Raw genomic sequence first — 3,016 nt, forward strand, 5'->3', positions numbered from 1 at the left:
AGATACGTGATGTTCCGCCGCATTCCGCCGGGCCTCTTGTATCATGCCTGTCGAAGAATCAATGGCTGTGACATCATGTCCCAGGCGTGCCATGAGAATAGCCAGGAACCCCGGGCCGGTACCGATATCCAATATCTTCAATCGGCGGCCACGTGGTAAATATTTCATAATATAGGACTGCCAGGCCAGTGCATCCGGGCTGGCCAGTTCTCTGCGTCGCACTGTACTAAAATCCTGACTGCGCTTATTCCAATATTCCTGAATTTGTTTGCTAAGTTCCTCCATCTGTATTTCCCCCTGATGATTTATAGCATACCCGTATATTTACTTAAAAGTATATAAGCAAAACTCTTTTTTGACTATCCCCTCAGGGGGCATATGGAAACACAGAATTCCTGCATGCAGTATAAGAGACTTTTATTGACTGCATCCCCCTACCCGGCTTACCATTTTTCATAAAAATATATTATAATTAATAGCGTTGATTACCGATAGATTCTCCCAGGAAAGAGGTCTCTTTATGAAACGGTATATATGGAAACGGCTGCTGCACCTTATTCTCATACTGATAGGCATTACGTTCATGTCATTCGCCCTGATGCACACCGTTTCGACCGATACAGTCGATATCCTGTATGACCAGAACGGGGGCGCCAACGAAGCTGCAGCGGCTGCCCGCCGTGCCAGTCTGGGCCTGGATCAGGATTTTTTTACCCAGTATGCATCCTGGGTCGTTAACATACTCCATGGCGATATGGGAAATTCCTTCGTTTCCGGCATGCCCGTCTTTACGATGATTATGGACAAGCTGCCTGCTACGATTGAATTGATGGCCATGGCATTGGGGCTGACATTGCTCATATCCCTGCCGCTGGGCATTCTTGCGGCAATCCGCAAAGGCAGTATCTGGGACCAGCTGGTCCGCCTGCTGTCGTTTACCGGAAATTCTCTGCCAGATTTTTTTATCGCTATTATTTTGTTATATATATTCGCCGTAAAGTGGCATGTTTTTTCTTTTCTGGGTACCAGCTCATCCATGCTGCCCATTCTGCCCGCTCTTACCCTTGCTATCGCTATGACGGCCAAATACACGCGCCAGATACGGGCTGTATTCCTCGATGAACTGAGCAAGGAATATGTACAGGCCGCCCTGTCCCGGGGACTATCTTACCAGTTCGTCATCACCCGCTATGTACTGCGTTCCGTACTGGCACCCCTTCTGGCATTGCTCGCCGTATCGGCCGGATCCCTGCTGGGTGGTGCCGCCATCATCGAATCTATCTTCCTTTGGGACGGCATCGGAAAATTGGCTGTAGATGCGATTATGATGCGCGATTATCCCATCATTCAGGCATACGTCATATGGATGTCCCTTATATACGTCGGAGTCAATCTTCTTTCTGACATAGTCTGCCGTTTTCTCGACCCGCGCATTGCTGCCCGGGAAAAGGAGGACTGACTCATGTACCTTACGAAACAACGCCGCTTTTACTTCTTTTTATCCCTGATTCTGGTAATCCTTGCAACCTCTCTTCTGGCAGACTATATGATGCCCTTTGGCCCGTACGACCAGAATCTGACTATGGCACTCAGACCACCCGATGCCATCCATTGGCTCGGGACAGACCGCTATGGCCGGGATATGTTGTCCCGCACCTTAGCGGGAGCCAGGACAACCGTATGTACTGCCCTGGCAGTAGCCCTGACAACATCTTCTTTTGGCGCCTTTATCGGACTGATCTGCGGTTATCATAAAGGAAAGGCAACGACCATACTGCTCCGCCTGACCGACGTATTCCTCGCCTTTCCATCTATGGTCTTTGCCATTGCCGTAGCGGGAATCCTGGGCGGCGGTACGTTCAATGCCGCCGCGGCCATCGCCGCCGTTGCCTGGCCTAAATATACACGTCTCGTACGCAATCAGGTACTGCCGCTACGCCATGAATATTACATCGAAGCGGCCCTCATGAGCGGTTTTTCTCCTTTAAAAATCCTGCTCGTACAGATTCTGCCTGAAATCATAGGTCCCGTATTGATCACCGCCGCTCTTGACATCGGTACGATTATCACGGAAATTGCCGGTCTTTCCTTTCTCGGACTCGGTGCTGCCCCTCCGGCTGCTGAATGGGGATCGATGATGAGCGGTGCGCGTAACCTGCTGCAGACTGCCCCATGGACAATTTTTGTTCCAGGTGCTGCTATATTCATTACCGTGGCCATATTCCAGCTTTTTGCCGATAGTCTGCGCGATCTGGCCGATTCCAAAACGACGAGGTGACATGTATGAACAACAAATTCAAATACCTGATTACGGCCCTTCTGGGAGCAGCCCTGCTCGTATCGGGCTGCGGATCCGATGCAGGCAAAACAGCGAAAGAAGAAGGGAAGGTATTTCATTATGGGACCATGGCCTACGGCCCGGCTATGCAGAACGCCAGCACAGATCCTCATGATACCTACTGTGGCTGGAGTACAATCCGCTATGGTGTAGGGGAAACACTGTTTAAATTCGACAATGAAATGAATGTCCAGCCCTGGCTTGCCGAATCATATGAACAAATGGATGATTATACGCTAAAAATCCACTTGCGCGATGATATTACCTTTTCCAACGGAAAAAAAGTAACGGGCGAAGCCGTTAAGGCCTGTCTGGAAGACCTCATCAAACGGAATGACCGGGCTCCCCATGATCTGAAGATCGACCAGATCACCGCTGACGGTCAGACTGTCACCATCCATTCGTCAGAAAAGGTACCTGCCATGATTCATTACCTGGCAGATCCTTATGGTGCTATTATCGATATGGAAGCCGGCATCAAAGATAAAATCGCTGTCGGTACCGGCCCCTATGTGGCGGTCAAAGTGACCGACCAGGGCATAGAACTCAAAAAGAACGAACAATACTGGGGCCAGACAAAGCCAAAATTAGATAAAATCGTCGTCCGCAGCATTACTGATGGCGACTCCTTGTCCATGGCTATGCAAAGTGGAGAACTCGATGCCGTTCAGGGGCTGC

At 50.0% G+C, this 3,016-nt stretch carries 4 protein-coding genes; 3 read left to right on the plus strand and 1 reads right to left on the minus strand.

The genetic code is table 11. The features are described 5' to 3' along the window. Positions 1 to 285: bifunctional 2-polyprenyl-6-hydroxyphenol methylase/3-demethylubiquinol 3-O-methyltransferase UbiG (locus tag DBO31_RS00060; RefSeq protein WP_150824129.1), on the minus strand; the 285-nt coding region annotated here is incomplete at its 3' end. Between the two features lie 235 nt (positions 286 to 520). Here DBO31_RS00060 and DBO31_RS00065 point away from each other — a divergent pair. The 3 genes from DBO31_RS00065 to DBO31_RS00075 all read left to right on the plus strand — a co-directional run. After that, a complete protein-coding gene (locus DBO31_RS00065) occupies positions 521 to 1,459 on the plus strand; it encodes an ABC transporter permease (RefSeq protein ID WP_059077084.1) in 939 nt (312 codons plus the stop codon). 3 nt (positions 1,460 to 1,462) lie between these two features. Next, entirely contained in the window at positions 1,463 to 2,278 is an 816-nt protein-coding gene (locus tag DBO31_RS00070; RefSeq protein ID WP_059077085.1) for an ABC transporter permease, read from the plus strand. 5 nt (positions 2,279 to 2,283) lie between these two features. Continuing rightward, the coding region (locus DBO31_RS00075; RefSeq protein WP_234995330.1) for an ABC transporter substrate-binding protein at positions 2,284 to 3,016 on the plus strand (733 nt) is incomplete at its 3' end.

Source organism: Megasphaera sp. DJF_B143, assembly GCF_900320625.1.
Lineage (GTDB): Bacteria > Bacillota > Negativicutes > Veillonellales > Megasphaeraceae > Megasphaera > Megasphaera hexanoica.

Coding starts and splice junctions, on each gene's coding strand:
- DBO31_RS00065 (WP_059077084.1), top strand. CDS start 521: ATGAAACGGTATATATGGAAACGGCTGCTGCACCTTATTCTCATACTG.
- DBO31_RS00070 (WP_059077085.1), top strand. CDS start 1,463: ATGTACCTTACGAAACAACGCCGCTTTTACTTCTTTTTATCCCTGATT.